21 protein-coding genes are annotated in these 22,430 nt (G+C 59.6%); 12 read left to right on the top strand and 9 right to left on the bottom strand.

Annotated features, from left to right (window positions below; translation table 11 throughout):
- Window positions 1-6: 6 nt before the first annotated feature.
- Window positions 7-960: a homoserine kinase gene (locus EXW71_RS12690; RefSeq protein WP_134661073.1), complete on the bottom strand. Its 954-nt coding sequence runs from the start codon at window positions 958-960 to the stop codon at window positions 7-9.
- A gap of 56 nt (window positions 961-1,016) precedes the next feature.
- Window positions 1,017-1,307 (bottom strand): DUF2782 domain-containing protein, encoded by a 291-nt coding sequence (locus EXW71_RS12685; protein WP_060756492.1) that lies wholly within the window; start codon window positions 1,305-1,307, stop codon window positions 1,017-1,019.
- A 74-nt stretch (window positions 1,308-1,381) separates the two neighbouring features.
- Here EXW71_RS12685 and polA point away from each other — a divergent pair, with 74 nt between their 5' ends.
- Window positions 1,382-4,165 carry a DNA polymerase I gene (polA, locus tag EXW71_RS12680; protein ID WP_134661072.1) on the top strand — a complete coding sequence of 928 codons (2,784 nt, stop codon included), beginning with the start codon at window positions 1,382-1,384 and terminating at the stop codon, window positions 4,163-4,165.
- Window positions 4,166-4,433: 268 nt separating this feature from the next.
- Here polA and yihA read toward each other — a convergent pair whose 3' ends face one another.
- Window positions 4,434-5,075 (bottom strand): ribosome biogenesis GTP-binding protein YihA/YsxC, encoded by a 642-nt coding sequence (yihA, locus tag EXW71_RS12675; RefSeq protein ID WP_134661071.1) that lies wholly within the window; start codon window positions 5,073-5,075, stop codon window positions 4,434-4,436.
- Between the two features lie 192 nt (window positions 5,076-5,267).
- On the opposite strand from yihA, the gene EXW71_RS12670 reads away from it, so the two are divergent.
- The 6 genes from EXW71_RS12670 to EXW71_RS12640 all read left to right on the top strand — a co-directional run bounded on the left by EXW71_RS12670 (window position 5,268) and on the right by EXW71_RS12640 (window position 10,835).
- Window positions 5,268-5,570, top strand: a complete 303-nt coding sequence (locus EXW71_RS12670) for a cytochrome c5 family protein (protein ID WP_123716731.1) — start codon at window positions 5,268-5,270, stop codon at window positions 5,568-5,570.
- A gap of 33 nt (window positions 5,571-5,603) precedes the next feature.
- Window positions 5,604-6,230, top strand: a complete 627-nt coding sequence (locus EXW71_RS12665; protein ID WP_134661070.1) for a cytochrome c4 — start codon at window positions 5,604-5,606, stop codon at window positions 6,228-6,230.
- A 169-nt stretch (window positions 6,231-6,399) separates the two neighbouring features.
- Complete coding sequence (dsbA, locus tag EXW71_RS12655) at window positions 6,400-7,035, top strand: thiol:disulfide interchange protein DsbA (RefSeq protein WP_134661069.1); 636 nt, start codon at window positions 6,400-6,402, stop codon at window positions 7,033-7,035.
- Between the two features lie 10 nt (window positions 7,036-7,045).
- The gene (locus tag EXW71_RS12650) at window positions 7,046-7,924 is read left to right on the top strand and encodes an endonuclease/exonuclease/phosphatase family protein (protein ID WP_123716733.1); all 879 of its coding nucleotides are present in this window, start codon (window positions 7,046-7,048) and stop codon (window positions 7,922-7,924) included.
- On the top strand, window positions 7,921-9,969 hold the full coding sequence (locus EXW71_RS12645) for a GGDEF domain-containing protein (protein ID WP_134661068.1): 2,049 nt from the start codon (window positions 7,921-7,923) through the stop codon (window positions 9,967-9,969). The genes EXW71_RS12650 and EXW71_RS12645 overlap by 4 nt, the downstream gene beginning before the upstream one ends.
- Window positions 9,970-10,058: 89 nt before the next feature.
- A complete protein-coding gene (locus EXW71_RS12640) occupies window positions 10,059-10,835 on the top strand; it encodes an N-acetylmuramoyl-L-alanine amidase (RefSeq protein WP_134661067.1) in 777 nt (258 codons plus the stop codon).
- 3 nt (window positions 10,836-10,838) lie between these two features.
- Here EXW71_RS12640 and EXW71_RS12635 read toward each other — a convergent pair whose 3' ends face one another.
- The gene (locus EXW71_RS12635) at window positions 10,839-12,626 is read right to left on the bottom strand and encodes an ATP-binding protein (RefSeq protein ID WP_134661066.1); all 1,788 of its coding nucleotides are present in this window, start codon (window positions 12,624-12,626) and stop codon (window positions 10,839-10,841) included.
- Between the two features lie 10 nt (window positions 12,627-12,636).
- Entirely contained in the window at window positions 12,637-13,983 is a 1,347-nt protein-coding gene (gene algB, locus EXW71_RS12630; protein WP_123716736.1) for a sigma-54-dependent response regulator transcription factor AlgB, read from the bottom strand.
- 392 nt (window positions 13,984-14,375) lie between these two features.
- Here algB and EXW71_RS12625 point away from each other — a divergent pair, with 392 nt between their 5' ends.
- The 5 genes from EXW71_RS12625 to EXW71_RS12605 all read left to right on the top strand — a co-directional run bounded on the left by EXW71_RS12625 (window position 14,376) and on the right by EXW71_RS12605 (window position 18,781).
- Window positions 14,376-14,666 (top strand): hypothetical protein, encoded by a 291-nt coding sequence (locus EXW71_RS12625; protein ID WP_134661065.1) that lies wholly within the window; start codon window positions 14,376-14,378, stop codon window positions 14,664-14,666.
- Between the two features lie 82 nt (window positions 14,667-14,748).
- Window positions 14,749-14,913 carry a DUF1328 domain-containing protein gene (locus EXW71_RS12620; RefSeq protein ID WP_003170804.1) on the top strand — a complete coding sequence of 55 codons (165 nt, stop codon included), beginning with the start codon at window positions 14,749-14,751 and terminating at the stop codon, window positions 14,911-14,913.
- A gap of 1 nt (window position 14,914) precedes the next feature.
- Window positions 14,915-15,379, top strand: coding sequence for an inhibitor of vertebrate lysozyme family protein (locus tag EXW71_RS12615; RefSeq protein ID WP_134661064.1), 465 nt, complete (start codon window positions 14,915-14,917; stop codon window positions 15,377-15,379).
- Window positions 15,380-16,123: 744 nt separating this feature from the next.
- Window positions 16,124-17,455 (top strand): glutamate/aspartate:proton symporter GltP, encoded by a 1,332-nt coding sequence (gene gltP / locus EXW71_RS12610; RefSeq protein WP_123716739.1) that lies wholly within the window; start codon window positions 16,124-16,126, stop codon window positions 17,453-17,455.
- A gap of 96 nt (window positions 17,456-17,551) precedes the next feature.
- Window positions 17,552-18,781: a nucleoside recognition domain-containing protein gene (locus EXW71_RS12605; protein WP_123716740.1), complete on the top strand. Its 1,230-nt coding sequence runs from the start codon at window positions 17,552-17,554 to the stop codon at window positions 18,779-18,781.
- 102 nt (window positions 18,782-18,883) lie between these two features.
- On the opposite strand, the gene EXW71_RS12600 is transcribed toward EXW71_RS12605, so the two are convergent.
- The 4 genes from EXW71_RS12600 to EXW71_RS12585 are packed head-to-tail and all read right to left on the bottom strand — an operon-like array spanning window position 18,884 to window position 22,380.
- Window positions 18,884-19,495, bottom strand: coding sequence for an ABC-type transport auxiliary lipoprotein family protein (locus EXW71_RS12600; protein WP_134661063.1), 612 nt, complete (start codon window positions 19,493-19,495; stop codon window positions 18,884-18,886).
- A complete protein-coding gene (locus EXW71_RS12595; RefSeq protein WP_134661062.1) occupies window positions 19,492-20,430 on the bottom strand; it encodes an MlaD family protein in 939 nt (312 codons plus the stop codon). The genes EXW71_RS12600 and EXW71_RS12595 overlap by 4 nt, the downstream gene beginning before the upstream one ends.
- Window position 20,431: 1 nt before the next feature.
- Window positions 20,432-21,235 (bottom strand): ABC transporter ATP-binding protein, encoded by an 804-nt coding sequence (locus EXW71_RS12590; protein ID WP_060756476.1) that lies wholly within the window; start codon window positions 21,233-21,235, stop codon window positions 20,432-20,434.
- Entirely contained in the window at window positions 21,232-22,380 is a 1,149-nt protein-coding gene (locus EXW71_RS12585; RefSeq protein ID WP_134661061.1) for an ABC transporter permease, read from the bottom strand. Before EXW71_RS12585 ends, EXW71_RS12590 begins: the two co-directional genes overlap by 4 nt.
- Window positions 22,381-22,430: the final 50 nt, after the last annotated feature.

Here is a 22,430-nt window from a genome sequence, read left to right as displayed (position 1 = left end):
TTGCGCTTAGAGGGCGAACGGCAGTTGGACAGTGACTTGCTGACGCTGCATAAGCCGACGCTCGAATTCCGCTGGGTCGTGAATCAACACATCCTGGCCGGCAAATGATTCAGCGGCGATCAGGCGCGACAGCCAGAACCGCACGCACGCTACGCGCAGCATGGTCGGCCAGAGTTCCGCTTCCCTGGCGGTAAACGGCCGCAGGCTCGCGTAGGCGCCCAGCAGCGCTCGGGCGCGCGGCCCATCAATCACGCCGTGCGCATCCGAGCACCAATCATTCAGGGCGATTGCCACGTCGTACAGCATCGGACCGGAGCAGGCGTTGTAGAAGTCGATCAGGCCTGTGAGATGCGTGCCTTCAAACATCGCATTGTCGCGGAAGAGGTCGGCATGCACGTTGGCGCGCGGCAAGGCAAGGATCCCGGCTTTGTGGGCTTCGATCTCGGTCAATGCGTCCTGCAGAAGGCGTTGTTGTGCGTGGTTCAGGTGCGAAATCAGCTGTGCACCTTCACTGAGCATCCAATCCAGCCCGCGATCGGTCTTGCGTTCCAGCACCTTCTCACCTTGGGTGGCCAGGTGCAGGTGGCCCAGCAGGTCACCGACCTGGGAGCAATGCTGGGCGTTGGCGTCCTTGATGTGTTTGCCGGCCAGGCGCGGCTGCAGCAGCGCCGGTTTGCCGGCCAGCGTGCGCAGGGCTACGCCGTCGGTGGTGCGTAGGGCATAAGGCACCGGCAGGTCGGCGTCGTGGAGTACGTCGAGCAACTCGATGAAAAATGGCATTTCCGCGACAGGGCCGCGCTCAACCAGGGTCAGGACGAACTCGCCCTGTTCCAGGCTGATAAAGAAATTGGTGTTTTCACTACCAGCGGCAATCCCCTGGAAATCAAGCAGGCGGCCGAGCCCGTAAGGGGCGAGAAAGGTTTCCAGCTCGGGCCGAGCCAGGGGGGTAAACACAGACATGGTTAAAACTGCCAGTACGGGCGCCGCGGTGCGCGGCGCCAATTGAAGTTAAGAAATCATTTCCATTCGAAGATCTTCCATGACGGGATCAGCATATCCGGCTGGTCAGAGCGGATGAAGTTCGCGTCAGTTCCGTCCGCGCGCACCAGGAAATAGGGCGGGGCACCCTTTACCGTGACCTTGATTGCGTACAGGAAACCGTTTTGGCGGTATTCCTGGATGGTTCTGTCGCCTTCCGTGCGAATGGTAACTTCCGGATCGCCCGAAGGGGCGCTGTCTGCCGCCATGGCAGCCATCGGAGCGAGTGCAATCAAGCCAGTGAGGAGCAGGCGATTGAATGTACGCATGATAACCTTGTCCCTTTGTCGTCATTGGTCCGGCTATTCTAGCGCCTGACCCGCCGAAAAGGTTGATACTGCTCATGAGCCAAGCCCCCCTCGTCCTGGTGGACGGTTCTTCTTACCTGTATCGCGCCTTTCACGCGCTGCCACCGCTCACCACGTCCAAAGGCCTGCCGACCGGTGCGGTCAAGGGCGTGTTGAACATGCTCAAAAGCCTGCGCAAGCAGTACCCGGACAGCCCCTTCGCCGTGGTGTTTGACGCCAAGGGTGGGACTTTTCGCGATGACATGTATGCCGAATACAAGGCCAACCGCCCGAGCATGCCTGATGACATGCGCCTGCAGATCGAGCCGTTGCACCAGAGCGTCATCGCCCTGGGCTTCCCGCTGCTGTGCGTCGAAGGCGTCGAGGCCGATGACGTGATCGGCACCCTGGCCCGCAGCAGTGCAGCTGCCAACCGACCGGTGGTGATTTCCACGGGTGACAAAGACATGGCGCAGTTGGTCGATGGGCACATTACCTTGGTCAACACTATGACCGGTAGTTCGATGGACATCGAAGGCGTAAAGGAGAAATTTGGCGTCGCTCCGGAGCAGATCATCGACTATCTGGCGTTGATGGGGGACTCGTCCGACAACATTCCGGGTGTTCCGGGCATTGGTCCGAAGACCGCTTCCGGCTTGCTGGTGGGCGTGAATGGCGGGATCAAAGAGCTTTATGAACAGTTGGATATCGTGCCAACCCTGCCCATCCGTGGGGCCAAGACCTTGCCGGCCAAGTTGGAAGAGCACAAGGAGATGGCGTTCCTGTCGTACCAACTGGCGACGATCAAGTGTGACGTGCCGCTGGACGTCGGCCTGGAAGACCTGCACCTGATCGAACCCGATCGTGAAAAGCTGCTGGAGTTGTACACGCTGCTGGAGTTCAAGAGCTGGTTTGACGAGATTCAGCGTGACGCCAAGCGTGTGGAGCTCAACACCGCTCCCGTCGCTGAAACTGCTATTGAGGTTGCCGTGGCTGCGCCTGTCGAGGCGACTTACACGACAATCCTTGACCAGGCGACCTTCGATACCTGGCTGAAGAAGCTCAATGACGCGAAGTTGTTCGCGTTCGACACCGAAACCACCGGCATCGACGCGCAGCAGGCGCAACTGGTCGGGCTCTCGTTTGCGGTGCAGCCCCATGAAGCGGCGTACATCCCGCTGACTCATTCCTACATCGGCGCGCCGTCGCAGCTGGATCGCGACACCGTGTTGCTCGCGTTGAAACCATTGCTGGAAGATCCGACCAAGCTCAAGGTCGGCCAGCACGCCAAGTTCGACATGAACATCCTGGCCAACTGCGCCATCGGTGGCGACCCGGCGCAAGGCATTACCGTGCGCGGCATCGCATTCGACACCATGCTCGAATCTTATGTGCTCAATTCCACTGCAACGCGGCACGACATGGATAGCCTGGCCAAGAAGTACCTGGACTACGACACCGTCAGTTTCCAGGACATCGCCGGCAAGGGTGCCAAGCAGCTGACATTCGACCAGATCCCGCTTGAGCAAGCCGGCCCTTACGCGGCTGAAGATGCCGACGTGACACTGCGTCTGCATCAGGCGTTGTACGCGCAACTGGCGGCCCTCCCAAGCCTGGCCAGCGTGCTGACCGACATCGAGATTCCATTGGTGCCGGTGCTGGCGCGCATCGAGCGCCAGGGCGCGTTGGTGGATAAGGACCTGCTGGGCGTCCAGAGCATCGAGCTGGGCAACAAGATGGTTGAGCTGGAGCGCCAGGCATTCGAGATCGCCGGTGAAGCGTTCAATCTGGGTTCGCCCAAGCAGCTTGGGGCGATTCTCTACGAGAAACTGGGCCTGCCGGTACTGAAGAAGACCGGCAAAGGCCAGGCGTCCACCGCTGAGGAAGTGCTGGCCAAGTTGGCCGAAGACGACTTCCTGTTGCCCAAGGTGCTGATGCAGTACCGCAGCATGAGCAAGCTCAAAAGCACCTACACCGACCGGCTGCCAGAGCAGATCAACCCACGTACCGGACGCATCCACACGTCTTATCACCAGGCGGTGGCGGCGACCGGGCGTTTGTCCTCCAGCGATCCGAACCTGCAGAACATCCCGGTGCGCACCGCCGAAGGGCGGCGGATACGTCAGGCATTTGTCGCGCCCAAGGGCTACAAACTGTTGGCGGCTGACTATTCCCAGATCGAGTTGCGGATCATGGCGCACTTGTCCAAGGACGAGGGCTTGATGAATGCCTTCCGCAACAACCTGGACGTGCACACGGCCACGGCGGCCGAGGTGTTCAAGGTGGAATTGGCTGAGGTCACGTCCAACCAGCGGCGCAGTGCCAAGGCGATCAACTTTGGCCTGATCTACGGTATGGGTGCACAGAAGCTCGGTAAAGACATCGGCGTCGACACCAAGACCGCCAAGGCCTACATCGATGTGTATTTCGCACGCTACCCGGGCGTTCGCGAATATATGGAGCGCACCCGCGCCCAGGCAGCCGACCAAGGCTATGTGGAAACCTTCTTCGGGCGTCGGCTGTATTTGCCCGATATCAACTCCAATAAGCCTCAGGAGCGCGCGGCCGCCGAACGCACGGCGATTAACGCGCCGATGCAGGGCACGGCGGCGGACATCATCAAGAAAGCCATGGTGCAGGTGGATAACTGGCTGACGGAGTCGGGCCTGGACGCCAAGGTTATCCTGCAGGTGCACGACGAATTGGTGCTTGAGGTGCGTGAAGATCTGGTGGCGCAAGTCAGCGAAAGGATCCGCGAACACATGAGCGCGGCGGCACAGTTGGATGTGCCGTTGGTGGTCGATGTGGGGGTGGGCGATAACTGGGACGAGGCGCACTGATATCGCGGCTCTGCCATTACCAACCGTGATGGCAGAGCGCTTTAGATCGGAAATCGATGCCAGTTATTTCCAATAGTTTTTTAATCTGCCGGAACTTAACCCGTGAACTGCCACTCAGAGTTACTGAATGGGTGGTGAAGCCCTTCAATGCTCCTATGTTGTGTTAAGTGTTGGCAGATATCTGGACCCCGCCCTAGCGGTCCGGAACTTGAACCCCGAACTTCCCCTCCCCATACGAAGTCCGGGGTTTTTTTTGCCCGCAGAAAAGCTATTCCGCGACTTCAGCGCCCTTGTCCGCCAACTCCATCCAGCCGGCCAACACGGTGTAAGCCTCTTCCAGGCCCATACGCTTGGGTGCCGAGAACAATTGGATGGTGATTGCATCACCCCAGCCTTTACGGATATCCGATTGGACCTTCAGCAGCGTGTTCTTGGCGGCGCCGTAGGTCAGCTTGTCTGCCTTGGTCAGCAGGATATGCATCGGCATGCCGCTGGCCATGGCCCAGTCCAGCATCAGCAAGTCGAAGTCGGTCATTGGATGACGGATGTCCATCATCAGAATCAAGCCCTTCAAACTCTCGCGACCGCCCAGGTAGGCCTCCAGGTGACGTTGCCAGTGCAGCTTCAGCGGGATGGGTACTTTTGCGTAACCGTAGCCCGGCAGGTCGACCAGACGCCGATCATCGTCTAGCTTGAAGAAATTGAGCAGTTGCGTGCGGCCCGGAGTTTTCGAGGTGCGCGCCAGGCTGGCGTGGGTCAGGGTGTTCAGTGCGCTGGATTTACCGGCGTTGGAGCGGCCAGCAAAGGCGACTTCAAAGCCTTCGTCATCGGGGCATTGATCAACTTTGGCGGCGCTGAGCATGAACGTGGACTGTTGGCACAGGCCGAGGATGGGATTCTTGAGTTGCATGAGATTTCCGATGTGGGCGGTGCCGATAAAGGGTGCGGCAAGCGGTGTCGTTTCCGTTTCAGTAGCGCCAGTATATAATGCCGCAGATTTTGTGTGTGCTTTGTCCCAGCGAAGGATGAAGTTCACGGGAGCGAAAGACCTTCATTGCGCATTAGAACGCAAAACGCTCTCAAACCCTGAAAAGGTCGATGTATGACCCGATGGTTGTTCGTTTTTGGTGTCCTGATTCCGCTTTATGGCGCTCAGGCTACACAGGAACCGGAAGCGGTGTACAACCGAGTTTGCGTGGCTTGCCATGCCGGCCAACTGCCCAGCGCCCCTAAACGGGGTGATCAGGCAGCGTGGGCGCCCAGACTGGCGCAAGGCATGGACACGCTGGTGCAACACGTAACCCAGGGTTTCAAGGCAATGCCGCCGCGTGGTTTGTGCATGGACTGCAGTACTGAGGATTACCAGGCCGTCATTGAGTTGATGGTGAGTAAACCCGGTAGATAACTCTTAAACCCTTAGCCGTAGTTGGATTAGCTGATGAACAAACTGATCGTGAGTCTGCTGTTGACCTTGGGCATCACCGGTGTTGCCCATGCTGCAGGCGACGCTACAGCGGGTCAGGCGAAAGCCGCCGTGTGTGGTGCTTGCCATGGGCCGGATGGCAACAGCCCGGCGCCGAACTTCCCCAAACTGGCCGGCCAGGGTGAACGTTACCTGACCAAGCAGATGCACGACATCAAGGACGGCAAGCGCACGGTGCTGGAAATGACCGGCTTGCTGACCAATCTCAGCGATCAGGACCTGGCGGATATCGCGGCATATTTTGCCAGCCAGAAAGGCAGCGTGGGAGCTGCCGATCCGAAACTGGTCGAAAAAGGTCAGGCGTTGTTCCGAGGCGGCAAACTCGCTGAAGACCAGCCTATTGGCGGCATGCCCGCGTGCAAGGCTTGCCACATCCCGGACGGCGGTGGTCTCGCCGCAGCAGGCTTCCCCCACCTGAGTGGCCAACATGCCCAATACACGGCCAAGCAACTGAAGGATTTCCGTGAGAAAGTTCGCTATATCGATGGCGACGCTGGTAACAAAATGATGACCGACATTGCCGCCAAACTCTCGGATAAGGATATCGAAGCGCTATCCAGCTACATCCAGGGTCTGCACTGATCGGCCCGGCAACGTTAACGCTCGATTAATCCATCGATGCAAGCATAAAAAGGGTGGCTTAGGCCGCCCTTTTTTGTGGCCGGTGCCGTTACACTAACGAACTCATGCCCGCGTAGACCTGTCACAACAAAGGTCGCGTGAGGCGACTTTATTTGTCCAGGAGTAAAGCATGCGTAATCTGATCCTCAGCGCCGCTCTCGCCGCCGTCAGCCTCTTCGGCATGACCGCACAAGCTGCCGACGTGCCGCTTGAAGCCGGTAAAACCTATGTCGAACTGGCTAATCCCGTACCGGTGTCGGTGCCTGGCAAGATCGAAGTAGTGGAGCTGTTCTGGTACGGCTGCCCGCATTGCTACGCTTTTGAGCCGACCATCAACCCTTGGGTTGAAAAACTCCCGTCCGACGTGAATTTCAAGCGCATTCCGGCCATGTTCGGCGGCCCATGGGATGCCCATGGCCAACTGTTCCTGACCCTGGAAGCCATGGGTGTTGAACACAAGGTCCATAACGCCGTATTCGAAGCCATCCAGAAACAAGGCAAGCGCCTGACCAAGCCAGAAGAAATGGCTGACTTCGTCGCTACCCAGGGTGTCGACAAGGACAAGTTCATCGCCACCTTCAACTCTTTCGCTATCCAGGGCCAGATCAAACAGGCCAAGGAACTTGCGCAAAAGTACGGCGTGCAAGGTGTACCGACCCTGATCGTCAACGGTAAGTACCGTTTCGACCTCGGCACTGCCGGTGGTCCGGAAGCCGTCCTGAACGTTGCGGACCAATTGATCGCCAAAGAACGCGCAGCCAAGTAAGGGGCTCACCATGCGCCGCCGGGGTACCGAACGCGTCGTTGGCCTGCACGAGCCGCGGGTCAACGAACACCACCTGGAATCCACTGGCTTGCCGGCTGACAGCCGCTTGCGCCTGCTCAGTTTCAATATCCAGGTGGGTATCAGTACCGAGAAGTACCGCCACTACCTCACCCGTGGCTGGCAGCACCTGCTGCCCCACAACGGGCGGGCCGGCAACCTGCAAAAGATCGGCAACCTGCTCAACGACTTCGATCTGGTCGCTTTGCAGGAAGCCGATGGCGGCAGCATACGTTCCGGCTACATCAACCAGGTGGAGCACCTGGCACAGCTGGGAGCCTTTCCCTACTGGTATCAGCAGCTCAATCGCAACCTCGGGCGCCTGGCGCAGCACAGTAATGGTGTGCTCAGCCGCCTGAAGCCTACCGTCATCGAAGACCATCCGTTGCCAGGCCCTAAAGGGCGCGGGGCGATTCTCGTGCGTTTTGGCGAAGGTCCGGAAGCCTTGGTGGTGGTGATGATGCATCTGGCGCTTGGAGGGCGTGCGCGCAACCTCCAGCTCGCCTACGTGCGTGATTTGATTGGCAACTACAAGCACCAGGTGCTGATGGGTGACATGAACACCCATGCCAATGACCTGTTGCAGAATTCCCCGCTGCGAGACCTTGCGTTACTGGCGCCGCAAGTCGAGGCCACGTTTCCCAGCTGGCGCCCGCAACGCTGTCTGGACCATATCCTGCTAAGCCCGACCCTCACGCTCGAAAGTGTGCAGGTTCTGGCGCAGCCAATCTCCGATCACCTGCCGGTCGCGGTAGAGATTCGTCTGCCGGGTTCACTCACGGCTGATGCATTACCCGTGTTGAGCCCCGGCCCTCACGGACCTCTTGCATGAGCGACGACGCCCAGCGCTGGAAAGAGAAATACCTCAAGAGTATCGAGCAACAAGACAAGCTCGAACGCCGCTGGGCCGCCCGTCTCGACCTGCTGCGCCGTGGGCTCGTGCGCAGTACGCTGGCCGCCGAGGGGACTGATCGCGCGGTCGACCAATGCATGAAAGAGATGCGCGATGTCGTGCGCACCGACGACATGGACGCCGCGCTCGCCGCCTTGCTGCCGCGCCTGGAAAAAGCCGTGCTGGACTCGGAGCAGCGCCGCGAAACTCGGGTCGACCAGATGAGCACCGCGCTCACTGCCCTGGTCGCCCAGTTGCAGAAGTTGCCGCTGCCCCGTGAAGTGGCGCGCCCGCTGAAAACCTTCGCCAAGCAGCTTGATGGTCGTGTCGGGCAGGCGCAGGAGATACCGTTGTTACTCAGTGAGCTCAGTAGCCTGCAAGGTCAGGCACTGAACAACCTGGAGCCGGACAGCGAAAGCCCGCGTTCAGGGCCCGGTCTGCTGCAGCGTCTATTTGGCAGTAAAGATGTTGCAACCGAAGCCAGCGAGCCCGTCCCGGCAGTTACGCCGCTGCCGGGCGCGCCAAAGCCTGCGCCCGAACCCCAGGAGCAGGTGCAATCCGAGGCGCTGGCCCAAGCACTGCGGGCATTCGAGCCATTACCGTCAGCCCCGGCGACGCCACAGCCTGAACCCGTTGTGCCGGTCACGAAGGCGGATGTCGCCAGCGAAACGTTTGTTTTCGAGGCGCCTGCGCAGTCGGCTGCTGCTGCCCTGCCCGTCGAGGCGACTGACATCGAGGCGCCCGAACAGCGCCTGGAAGAGTCTGCACCCGAAAGTGCACTCGCCGCTTTTATCGAAGCGCCTGCGGTACAGGTCGACATAGTGGAGGCGACGGCCATCGGCAGCCTGTCGCTCCCGCCGGTGTTGGAAAGCGCTGAGCCCGACCCTGATGCGCTGCAGGCGGACGGTGTCTATGCCCTACCCGACTCGCCAGAGCCGTCCTACAGCTCGGTCGCTAAACATATCGAAGACACCTTGCTTGGCTTGCTGGAAGACCTGGCCCTGCCCGAACGCCACCGACCCCAGGCCGAAGCCATGCGTGAGCGTCTGGCCCATGGTTTGAACTGGTACGAGCTGCTTCCGATCCTCGATGACCTGGCGGTGCTGATGCTGGCGGTCACCGACAGCGGCCAGCATGAATTCGAGGCTTACCTCAAGCAACTCAATGAGCGCCTCGAAGCGTTTCAAGGTCATTTACAGGTCGCCAGTGAAGGCCACGCCGACAGCCGCTCGGCCGCGCGGGAATTGGATACACAGATTCGTGAACAGGTCGATGGCCTGCAAAGCAGCGTGCAGGATGCGGCCGACCTGAACAGCCTCAAGCAGGTACTGGAAAGCCATCTTGAAGGGTTGCTCGGCACCATGGACGAGCATCAGCGGCAGCGCGACCAGCGTGAGCAGGAAGTGGCGGCACGTTTGAAAGGTTTGGCCGAACGGGTTGCTAGCATGGAGCAGGAGGCTCAAGGCTATCGTGAGCATCTGGAGGTGCAACGCCAGAAAGCCTTGATTGACCCCCTCACAGACCTGCCTAACCGCGCCGCCTGGAGTGAGCGCCTGGACCTTGAGGTCAATGCCTGGCACCAGCGCGGCAATAACTTGTCGCTGGCCATGCTGGATCTCGACCATTTCAAACGCATCAACGACGGTTACGGTCACTTGGCTGGCGACAAGGTGTTGAAGATCATCGCCAACGTGCTGCGCAAGCGCCTGCGCCCCAGCGACTTTATCGCGCGGTTTGGTGGTGAAGAGTTTGTCCTGCTGATGCCCGATTCGTCGTTGGCCGATGCCTTGGCCGTGGGCGAGGTGTTGCGTGCGGCGATTGAGGCGTGCCCGTTCCACTTCAAAGGCGAGCCGGTGACGATCACAATGTCCATGGGTGTTGCACAGTTTCAGTCGGGCGAGCGCAGCGACCTGGCGCTAAAGCGTGCCGACGAGGCGTTGTACCGGGCCAAGGCGGCAGGACGTAACAACGTGCAGGCCGCTTAAAAGATGTTTCCATTTTGTGATTTGACCGCTGCGCTACACTTCATACGTTACACTGTTGCATTATCGTCTTCAGCGTAACGTGATCTGCCATGAAATCCTTGTACATCGCCTTTGTGTTTCTTCTACTCGCCGGCTGTGCCAGCGGCCCGCGCCTGAACACCAGCCACCCTTCGGCGAACCACGACAACCGCGTGCAATTCGTCATCGTCCATTACACCTCCGCCAACCTCGAACGTTCCCTTGCCCTGTTGACCCACGGCCAGGTCAGCAGCCATTACCTGATCGGCGACGATGCCTCGGGCACCATCTACAAGCTGGTAGATGAGAGCCAGCGGGCCTGGCATGCAGGCGAGAGCGAGTGGATGGGGCGCACCTGGCTCAACTCCAGCTCCATCGGTATCGAAATCGTCAACCCCGGGTATCGCGACACGCCGACGGGCCGCGTGTGGTACCCGTACTCCGAAGCGCAGGTACAGTCACTGCTTGTGTTGCTCAAGGACATCAGCAAGCGCAACGGGATTGATCCGAAGAACATCATCGGCCATAGCGACATCGCGCCGCTGCGCAAACTTGATCCAGGCCCGCTGTTTCCGTGGAAGCGCTTGGCCGCTGAAGGCGTGGGAGTGTGGCCGGACGCGCAGGCAGTTGCTCGTTTCCAGGCGCAGTACGCAGCAGAGGTGCCGAGCGTGACCTGGTTCCAGGAAGAGTTGGCGCGCATGGGCTACCAGACACCACAAACCGGTGAGCTGGATGTCGCCACGCGGCATGTGTTGGCGGCTTTCCAGATGCATTTCCGGCCAGCATTGTTTGACGGCACGCCGGATGCTGAAAGTGCCGCGATCCTGCGGGTGTTGAACCGTCGATAGGGGTTAGAGCGGTAACGCCATATAGAACTGCGTACCCTGCCCTGGCCGTGAATACACACCCATGCGGCCACCGTGCAATTGCACGATCTCCTTGCACAGCGCCAGCCCGAGGCCGGCGCCGCCCTTCTTGCGGCCCACCTGTACGAAGGGCTCGAAGATTCGTCCCTGTTGGCCGTACGCAATACCTTCGCCGTTGTCCTCGACGCTGATAATCACCCGCTCACCGTGGCGACGGGCCTGCAGGCGAATCTGCCCGCCTTCGGCCGTGTGGCGCAGAGCATTGGCCAGCAGGTTGTCGAGCACGCGCTCCAGTTGAGCCTGGTCAGCGTGCAGTCGGGGCAAATCGGCTTGGGCTTCTACCAGCAACTCGATGTGTTGCGCATTCGCCGGTTCCGCAAACCGCGCCCGAGCATGTTCCAGCAAGTCAGTGATATCACACGGCGCCAAGGTGAGTTTCTGCAAGCCATTTTGGTAGCGCGAAAAATTCAGCAGGTCATTGATCAACTGCATCAGGCGCTGCATTTCTTCGTTGACCGTATCGAGCAAGTCCGCTTCCCGCGACTCAACAGGAAACTTTGCCCGCTCGCGGAACAAGCCGAAGGCCATGTGCATGCCGGTCACCGGCGTGCGTAACTCATGGGAGGCGCGCAGGACGAACTCGCTGCGCACCCGCTCAAAGGCTCTCTGTTCCGTAACGTCATGCAGCACCATGACCGCACCGAGAATATGCCCCTGGGTATGGCTTACGGGCGTCAGGCTGTAGGTCAGCAGGCGCAACTCGCCTTCGACTTCCACCTCCAGATCTTCCGGTGCCCGTTCCAGATTGCCGCCGCGCAACACCAGTTGCAGTTGTTCATCCATTTCCGGGCGACCCAGAGCCTCACCCAGACCCTGGCCGAGACGTTCCTCGTCCCATCCCAGTTGGCGCTGTGCCACCGGGTTGAGGTGCTCCAGGCAGCCTTGGCGGTCAATCATCAGCAGGCCGTCATCAATGCTGTCGAGCACCGCCTGCAAGCGTTGCTGGCCGGCCAGCAGCTCATCGACATTGGTCGCCTGATGCTGGCGCAACGCTTCGGCCATGATGCCGAAGCGACGCGTCAACTGGTTCATCTCTGCTGCCGAGGAGATGGGTAGTGTGACTTCAAAGTCGCCCTGCCCAATCTTGTCGGCGGCTTTAGCCAGCGCCTCGATAGGGCCACCGAAACGTCGGGCGATGCCATGGGCGGTGACGAAACCGATGATCAGCACCGCAAGGCCGACCAACCCCAGCAGGCCGGAAATCACCAGCGCACGCTCGCGGGATTTGTGTTCGCTGGTGCTGATGTTTTCCAATGCCTGCTTGTGATCGACGATCAAGCCATTGCGCAACACATTGAAGGTTTCGGTCAGTTGTTCTTTGCTGCCGGGCGGCGGTGATGGCTGCTGGTACTTGTCAAACGCTTGCAGAAGGTTCTGGTAGTCGATGCGCGCCTGGCTGAAACCGTTGCCGCTGCCGTTTTGCTGTTCATGGGCGATGCCCTGGTCCAGCAATTCAAAATAGCGTTGCTTCGAGGCTTGCAGCGCCTCGGAGTCGCTAGGGTTTTCCAGCATCATGATCAGCTGGTCGCCCAGGCTCTGCCGCAGCTTGAGCCCAAGGTCGAGGGTGATGAAACTGCTGCGGAGCAATGACTCCTGGGTCTTGGCCATTTGCATCACGCTGACCAGGCCCAGGATCAACCCCAGCAGGGCGACGGTGATCAGCGCCGAGATACTCAGGAACAACCGAGTGCGCAGTTTCATAGCAAGCTTCATAGGGTGCAGCTCACAGGTTGTACTGTTTGCGTTTGCGGTACAGGGTCGACGCGTCGATGCCAAGGGTGCGTGCCGCCTGATCCAGGGTATCGCTGGTGGCGAGTACGGCACCGATATGCGCTTTCTCCAGCTCGTCCAGGCTCAGCGCCGCGCCGATGCGTGGCGCATTATTGGTCGGTTGTTCGGCCATGCCCAGATGGCTGATCTCCACCTTCTCCTGAGGGCAGATGATGCTGGCTCGCTCCACCACGTTGCGCAGCTCACGGATATTGCCGGGCCAGCGATAGTTGAGCAGTGCTTCGCGTGCCTGATCGCTGAAACCCCGGGCGGGCCGCGCGTACTCCTTCACGAAGCGCGCCAGGAAACGGTCGGCCAGGGTCAGGATGTCTTCACTGCGCTCACGCAGTGGCGGCAGGTGCAAAGTGATGACGTTGAGACGGTAGAGCAAGTCTTCCCGGAAGCGGCCGTCGCGCACCATGTCTTCCAGATTCAAGTTGGTGGCCGCAAGGATGCGCACATCGGCACGTCGGGTTACCGGGTCGCCAACGCGCTCGTACTCTTTATCCTGGATAAAGCGCAGTAACTTGGGCTGCAATGTGAGTGGAAAGTCGCCGATCTCGTCGAGAAAAAGCGTGCCGCCGTCGGCCTGGTTGACGCGGCCCAACGTGCTCTCGCTGGCGCCGGTAAATGCGCCGCGGCTGTGGCCGAACAACTCGCTTTCCATCAACTCCGCTGTCAGCGACGGGCAGTTGATAGTGACGCAGGATTTTTTCGCGCGCTTGCTCCAGCCGTGAATGGCCCGGGCCAATTCACCTTTACCGGTACCCGACTCGCCCAGGATCAGGATGTTGGCGTCGGTACCGGCTACCTGGCGAGCGGTTTCCAGCACCACCATCATGGACGGGCTGTGGGAGTCCAGGCCGTCCTTGGATTTGCGCACTTCACCCTCCAGCGCCTCCAGGCGCGCCGACAATTGGCGCACTTCCAGCTGCTTCGCGGTGGCCAGGCGCAACTGGTCAGGGCTGCATGGCTTGACCAGATAATCGGCGGCACCGGCCTGGATGGCGTCGACAGCGGTATCCACGGCCGAATGCGCGGTGACGATCACCACACGCATCCACGGTGCCTGGATGCGCATCTGGGCCAATACGTCCAAGCCATTGTCTTCACCCAGGCGCAAGTCGAGGAAACACAGGTCGAATACCTGACGCTGCATCAAAGCATCGGCCTGGGCGGCGCTGTTGGCTGTTGCTACGGTGTAGCCTTCGTCTTCCAGGCAGTATCTGAACGTGCGCAGGATTGCGGATTCGTCATCCACTAAAAGAATGCGGCCTTGAAGTTCCTTGGCTGATTCCATCTGTCCCGCGCTCCTTAACTATGAATGATGGTGATTAGTCCCGGAATAATCGGGCAAGTTGCATGGTTCATTCTGATTGATAAAAAGCATCTTCGTGCAGCTATCTGCGCGCCTTCCTACAAACACGCTGAATGAGCAGCGCATTCATGCCTTTGTGCCACTTCGGCAACTCGACCAAGGCTTTTGATCCCTTCACCCGACCATTGGCTATCGTGCAATTCGCACGGCCCTGAGCGGGGCATCGTGCAGGATGCTGGGCGACGCATCTAGAGGCCTATTTTAACTATATGATTTTATTGAGTTTTTTTGTTTAAAGAAGCTGGCATGCACTCTGCAATAACTCTCTCAACAGTGTCATGAACGAATAATCAGAATTGCGGGAGAAATACAGCATGACTCGCCAACGCCTCAGCCAATTGCATATTTCGCCCCTGCGTTTGCAGCAAGGTCTTTTCGCCAGCCTGGCCCTGATGGTCACGCTGATTGCCGGGCAGCAAATGCAGCATTGGCAGCAGAGTCATGCGCAGCAAACTCCTCAATTCGAACGTCCGATGATGACGCAGACCCATTTCTCATCCTTTGAGAGCCGTTCTCTTAACAGCATGACTGCACCGCAGTTGAGAGTAGCCGACCAGGATTCCACCCTGGGCGAACTGCCCGTCCAAGAACGTTGGGTGTTCTAGGCAATGAAAGGTCGTTCGTGTTGAGCGGCTGCACGGTAATACCCCTGTTACCCCCTATAGAAGAAGCGTAAGGAGAATCACCATGTTGAGTTGGGCTATCACATTTCTGATCATCGCCATTGTGGCTGCTGTCTTGGGCTTCGGTGGTATCGCGGGCACCGCTACAGGTATCGCCAAGATCCTGTTTGTGGTTTTCCTGGTGATGTTCATCGCTTCGTTCTTCTTTGGTCGTCGCGGCCGAGGCTGACATGACCACGTCCTTTAAAACCCTGGCTGCCGTCCTGCTCATGGGCGGCAGTGCCTGGGCAATGGCCGCCAATGACGGCCAAACCCGGGCAAACGAATTGCTGAGTTCCGACTCGCAGTTTCGCGAGACCTGGCAAGGTGTGGTGAAGAAAGAAGAGCGCCTGCCGGATTGGGTTATGAACTTGTCGGGCGCGGCCGAACAGATGAACGCCGTTGAAGAGGACGGTGACAAGTACCTGGTGGGTCCGCTTTGTGAAACAGCGGACACCTGCCGGAATAAACGTCTGATCGTCGCATTCAGCTATGACAAGCAGCATGCCTACGCCATGTTGGTACAGGTTCCGGCCGGTCTACCGGCGGACAAGTCGCCGACGCGGCACGCCGACTACCGCTTTCTTGGCAAGCCGGATGAAGGTATGCAAAAGCTGCTGATGGAGCAGCTCAAGAAAGATCCGAATTGGTACTAGGTTTCGTCTGACGCTCTCAGCGTCTACGAAACCTTCATCCATAGAAAGAAGCCCCTTCGCTTCTTTCTGTTTGCATCGCTCGCCAAGGGCGATGCATGACCAAGGGGCCGGGTTGCTCTGATTAATCAAGATCGGCGTGACCTACGGGTACAGGGAGTACCTGCGCAAGGGCCGGGTCAGGCGAAAAGCTGCGACGCAAGTTCACAAGCGCTCATGCTTGCTGAACTTGCGGCGAGCTTATGCCTCTTATCATTCGCTCGCATGTCGCCTCCTCGCATACCGTACGTAGCAACTATTTTCTCTTTTGCCTCGGGCTAACCATTACTTGGTATTTCGGCTCGACCATCTATCGAGAAAATTTTGCGCGCGCCATAGGACATTTCTGGCGCCAGGTATTGGATTTTCCAGGTAATTCCGCCACCGCCCAAAAGTCGTCCAGCATCTCTGAGCGAGCCGGGTTTGGCAGGTTCACGGCATATTTGCCAGACAATCTGTCGCATTTGAACTGACCATTCGGACAGTTATTATTAAAAAACTCATGCCGATTCGGCATAGGGTAGGCGTTTACGGCATTAGACGTCGCTCCCTTGCATCGGAATAGTTGCGCCTTTTTTCGCCTGCCAGTAAGCCATTTCGGCCAAGCTGCGGTGACCTTCCATGGAGGCTGATGCACACACTTTTTCGCTCTCGAGCGTTCCAGCTGGCGCATTCGCCTGTAAGTCCACTTGAAGTAAGGGTAATGACATGAAGAAGGCAAAGCTAAGCCTCGCCTGGCAGATCCTCATCGGTTTGGTGCTGGGGATCGCAATCGGTGCAGTGCTCAACCATTTCAGTGCTGAGAAAGCCTGGTGGATCAGCAATGTGTTGCAGCCGGCGGGCGATATCTTTATCCGCCTGATCAAGATGATCGTGATCCCGATTGTGATTTCTTCGCTGATCGTCGGCATTGCCGGTGTCGGTGACGCGAAAAAGCTCGGCCGGATTGGTGTCAAAACCATTCTTTACTTCGAAGTTGTTACCACCATTGCCATCGTGGTCGGCCTGCTGTTGGCCAATCTGTTCCACCCTGGCGCAGGCATCGACATGAGTACCCTGGGTACCGTCGATATCTCCAAGTACACCGCCACCGCTGCTGAAGTGCAGCATGAGCATGCGTTCATCGAAACCATCCTCAACCTGATCCCATCGAACATCTTTGCCGCCGTGGCTCGTGGCGAAATGCTACCGATCATCTTCTTCTCGGTGCTGTTCGGCCTGGGCTTGTCGAGCCTCAAGCCTGAGCTGCGCGAGCCGCTGGTGACGATGTTCCAGGGCGTGTCCGAGAGCATGTTCAAAGTCACCCACATGATCATGAAGTACGCCCCGATTGGCGTCTTTGCACTGATCGCGGTGACCGTCGCCAACTTCGGCTTTGCTTCCCTGCTGCCGCTGGCCAAGCTGGTGATATTGGTTTACGTCGCTATCCTCTTCTTCGCCTTTGCGGTGCTGGGCCTGATCGCCCGCCTGTTTGGCTTCTCGATCCTCAAACTGATCCGTATTTTCAAGGATGAGCTGGTTCTGGCCTACTCCACCGCCAGCTCCGAAACCGTGTTGCCGCGTGTGATCGAAAAAATGGAAGCCTACGGCGCGCCGAAGGCGATCTGCAGCTTTGTGGTGCCGACCGGTTACTCGTTCAACCTTGACGGTTCGACGCTGTACCAGAGCATCGCGGCGATCTTTATCGCCCAGCTCTACGGCATCGACCTGTCGATCGGCCAGCAACTGATGCTGGTGCTGACCCTGATGGTCACCTCTAAAGGTATCGCCGGCGTGCCGGGTGTGTCCTTCGTCGTGCTGCTGGCCACCTTGGGCAGCGTGGGTATCCCGCTGGAAGGCCTGGCGTTCATCGCCGGTGTCGACCGTGTGATGGACATGGCGCGTACCGCACTCAACGTCATCGGTAACGCCTTGGCCGTATTGGTCATCTCCCGCTGGGAAGGCATGTACGACGACGCCAAGGGCGAGCGCTACTGGAACTCCCTGCCGCACTGGCGCAGCAAGGAAACACTGGCGGTCGGCGAGACCAGCCGTAGCTGATAGCAATATCATCTAAAACAAACCCCGGGAAATCCGGGGTTTGTCGTTTCTGTCAGCCCCGCTATCATTCGCCCCATCTTTCGGGGGATTCAACTGATGCTCAATGGCCTGTGGCTTGGCTTCTTTGTCGTAGCAATGGTGTCGGCACTGGCGCAATGGCTGGTCGGCGGTAACGCCGGGATTTTCGCAGCGATGGTGGAAAGCATTTTCGCCATGGCCAAACTGTCGGTGGAAGTGATGGTGCTGCTGTTCGGCACCTTGACGCTGTGGCTGGGCTTTTTGCGCATCGCCGAAAAAGCCGGCATCGTCGACTGGTTGGCCAAGGCTCTCGGCCCGCTGTTCCGCCGCCTGATGCCCGAGGTGCCCGCCGGCCACCCGGCCATTGGCTTGATTACCCTCAACTTCGCCGCCAACGGCCTGGGCCTGGACAACGCCGCCACGCCGATTGGCCTCAAGGCGATGAAGGCGCTGCAAGAACTCAACCCCATCCCCAACACCGCGAGCAACGCGCAGATCCTGTTCCTGGTGCTCAACGCCTCGTCGCTGACGCTGCTACCGGTGACCATCTTCATGTACCGCGCCCAGCAAGGCGCGGCGGACCCGACGCTGGTGTTCCTGCCGATCCTGCTGGCCACCAGCGCCTCGACCCTCGTCGGCCTGCTGTCGGTGGCGGTCATGCAGCGCTTGCGCCTGTGGGACCCGGTGGTGCTGGCCTACCTGGTTCCCGGCGCCTTGGTGTTGGGTGGCTTCATGGCGTTGCTGGCGACGTTGTCGGCCACGGCGTTGGCGGGCTTGTCTTCGATCCTCGGCAACCTGACGCTGTTTGGCCTGATCATGCTGTTCCTGGTGATCGGCGCGTTGCGCAAGGTCAAGGTGTACGAAGCGTTTGTCGAAGGTGCCAAAGAAGGCTTTGATGTCGCCAAGAACCTGCTGCCGTACTTGGTGGCGATGCTCTGCGCCGTTGGCGTGTTGCGCGCCTCCGGAGCGTTGGACTTCGGCCTGGAAGGCATTCGTCATGTGGTGGCCTGGACGGGCATGGACACGCGCTTTGTCGATGCCTTGCCGACCGCGATGGTCAAGCCGTTCTCAGGCAGCGCAGCGCGGGCGCTATTGATCGAGACCATGCAGACCAAGGGCGTGGACAGCTTCCCGGCACTGGTGGCCGCGACGATTCAGGGCAGTACGGAAACCACCTTTTATGTGTTGGCGGTGTACTTCGGCTCGGTGGGGATTCAGCGCGCCAGGCATGCGGTGGGGTGTGCGCTGCTGGCAGAATTTGCCGGTGTAGTGGCGGCTATTTCGGTGTGCTACTGGTTCTTCGGTTGAGGCCTAGATAGCTATTGGGAGCAAGCCCTTCCCACAGTTGATCGCGTTTTTTCAGGATGAATGCGGTCAACTGTGGGAGGCGGCTTGCTCCCGATAAGGCGCTCAGCGTTTCGACGCTGCATTGCCCTGCGCCACGACCCAATCCACCATTTGCCTGTTCAACTGGTCCCCCGCGAGCCCAAACGCGGTAACCACCGCAGGCACCTTGGTATCACTCACCGGCTGATGCACCTCAAATCGCCGGCTGGCAATAATCCGTTGATCACTCCCACGCACCAGCCGCGCATCCAGGCGGATCACCACCTCTACCGTATTGCCGCGGTATTCACTCTGAAACGCCTGCAGCTGTCCGCCCAGCTCATAGTCGGCTTGCAAGTTGGTCTCGTCGGTACTCAGCAGCGTCACCCGCCCATCGCGCTGGAAACCGTCCATGAAGCGATTGCGCAGCAACACTGGCGATGGGTCGCTCCAGCGTGAGTTGGCATAGCTGCTGATCAGGTTGCCATTGGGCACTACGGCAATGCGTGGGCTGTCGAGAAATTCGCTGGTTTGCGGTTTGGACACACGCAGCGACCAACTGACCGCTGCACCTTGGGTCGCCGTCTGGGCCGACGCCAGGCGGTACACGTCCGAAGGGTCGGGCTTGGGCAGGATCGAGCACGCGCTGACCAGCGCCAGGGCCAGAGGGACGATCATTTGGTAAGCACGCTTCATGGCGTGAACTCCTTGTTCTTGTCGCTGCCCAGCAAGTAACCACTGGGGTTGGCTTCCAGGCGACGGGAGATGGCGCGCAGCGAACCCAGGGTTTCGCGCAGTTCACGCACAGCCGGCGCCAGTTCGTTGAGGCCCTGCATGCCGCTGTTCACCGAGTCTTTATTGTTGGTCAGCAAGGTGTTGATGGTCGCGGTGCTTTGTTCAAGGGATTTCATCGCCTGCTCGGCGCTGCCGAAGGCTTGCTTGCCTTGCTCATTGAGCATGCCATTGGCGTTGCGCATCAGCGTGGTGGTTTGCTCCAGCGCGGCGCCGGCCTGTTTGCTCACCTGCAGCAATTGCTGCATCACTACCTTGATATCGCCACGCTGGTCGGCGATGGCACCGGTGGTTTGCTGCAAGTTGTCCAGGGTGTTGCTCAGGCGCTCGACGTTTTCGCGGGAGAACACGCGGTTGGCGTTGTGCAGCAACAGGTTAACGCTGGTCATCAGATCGTTGCTGTTGTTCAACAGGCGCGCGATGGGTGATGGCGAGGCGATGATTTCCGGCAGGTTACCGTCCTTGCCCTTGAGTTCCGGGCTTTGCGGTGTGCCGCCACTGAGCTGGATGATCGAGGTGCCGGTGATGCCGGTCAGGGCCAGCTTGGCCTGGGTGTCTTCCTTGATCGGCGTCTGCCCGGCCAGGCGGATGCGCGCGAGGACGCGGCGTGGGTCTTTGGGGTCCAGGCGCAGGCTGGTGACGTCACCCACCTTGATCCCGCTGTACTGCACCGAGCTGCCTTGGGACAGCCCGCTGACCGCCTCGTTGAACACCACCTCGTAATCCTGAAAGGCGCTGTCGACGCTGGACTTGGCCAGCCACAGGCCAAACAGCATCGCGCCGACCACCACGATTACGCTGAACAGACCGATCATCACATGATGGGCTCGGGTTTCCATGTCATACCTCGTTGAGCGATTGAGCGGCATCCAATGCCGCGCGGCCACGGGGGCCGTGGAAATATTCGTGAATCCAGGCGTCGTCCGTTTCCGAGACGATATCGATGGCGTCCGCCACCAGCACTTTCTTCTGGGCCAGCACCGCCACGCGGTCGGTGATGGTGTACAGCGTGTCGAGATCGTGAGTGACCAGAAACACGCTCAGCCCCAGTGCATCGCGCAAGGTCAGGATCAATTGATCGAATTGCGCCGCGCCGATCGGGTCGAGGCCGGCGGTGGGTTCGTCGAGAAACAGGATGTCGGGGTCCAGCGCCAGTGCCCGGGCCAGGGCCGCGCGCTTGATCATGCCGCCTGACAGTGAGGCCGGGTACTTGTCGGCCGCCGACAACGGCAGCCCGGCCAACGCCAGTTTGACCGCCGCCAGATGCTCGGCGTCGGCGCGGCTGAGGCCTGCGTGTTCGATCAATGGCAGGGCGACATTTTCGGTGACGGTCAGCGACGAAAATAGCGCCCCCTTCTGGAACAGCACACCAAAGCGCCGTTCCACCAGCGAGCGTTCATGTTCCGACAGGTTCGGCAGGTTTTTGCCGAATACGCGCACCTCGCCTTCGTTGGGCCGGCGCAAGCCGACGATGCTGCGCAACAGCACCGACTTGCCGCTGCCGGAGCCACCGACCACTGCGAGGATCTCGCCCTTATACAAATCCAGGTCGAGGTTCTCGTGCACGCTCTGGCTGCCAAAGCGGTTGCACAGACCCCGCACTTCAATCACCGCCTCGGTGGGCGCACGGTGTAGACGACTCACCACCCCATCTCCATGAAGAACATCGCCGCGACCGCATCCAGCACGATCACCACAAAAATCGATTGCACCACGCTGGAGGTGGTGTGGGCGCCGACCGACTCGGCGCTGCCACTGACCTTGAAACCTTCCAGGCAGCCGATGGCCGCGATCAGGAAGGCGAAGATCGGTGCCTTCACCATGCCCACCAAAAAGTGCTGAACACCGATATCCGATTGCAGCAGAGAGAGAAACATCGCCGGCGAAATATCCAGCGCCACCGCACACACGACGCCGCCGCCGACGATCCCCGAGAGCATCGCCAGGAAGGTCAGCATCGGCAGTGCCACTAATAGCGCCAATACACGAGGCAGTACCAGCAGCTCCATCGGGTCCAGGCCCAGGGTGCGGATGGCGTCGATTTCTTCGTTGGCCTTCATCGAGCCGATTTGCGCGGTGAAGGCACTGGCGGTGCGGCCGGCGATCAGGATCGCGGTGAGCAATACGCCGAATTCGCGCAGAAATGAGAATGCCACCAGGTCCACGGTAAACACCGTCGCGCCGAAACTTTTGAGCACAGTGGCCCCGAGGAACGCCACCACAGCCCCCACCAGAAAAGTCAGCAAGGCCACGATAGGCGCCGCGTCGAGGCCGGTTTGTTCGATATGCGCGACCATGGGCGTCACGCGCCAGCGTTTGGGTCGAAAAATGCCACGGGCGAAGGTTTCGAGGATCAGGCCGATAAAGCCCAGCAATTTCATGGCGTCCTGCCACACCGTGTCGACCGCACGACCGATGCGCGCCAGCACTTGAATGCCGGCGGCCTCTTCCGGTTCTTTGATCGGCACGCAGAAATCATTCAAGGAGTGGTAGACGGTCCTGAGCAAGGCGCGGTCGGCGGCGGACAGGCTGCAATCGGCCTGCTCGGCGGATTGCCCGATCCGGTCCGGGCCCAACAGTTCCACCAGCAGCGATGCGCCGGCGGTATCCAGGGCGCCGAGACCATTGAGGTCGATGCGGGCACCGGCGTCGTATTGACCGTCGAGCGTGTTCGACAACTTTTTCAGGTCTGTGTAGTGGGCAAGCGTCCAGTCCCCCGTGACCCTGAGTAACGGCGGAGTGGTGGACGTATCGAGGTGGGCTGTGCCGGCCGTCGTACTGGTGGTCATAAGCTCCGAGCTTGTTTGGTTATCCACAATTCCTACGTAATAGCACGATC

Origin of the sequence: Pseudomonas sp. BCA17 (assembly GCF_004519405.1) — a bacterium.
Classification (GTDB): domain Bacteria; phylum Pseudomonadota; class Gammaproteobacteria; order Pseudomonadales; family Pseudomonadaceae; genus Aquipseudomonas.
This window is presented reverse-complemented; position numbering and strand designations above follow the sequence as displayed.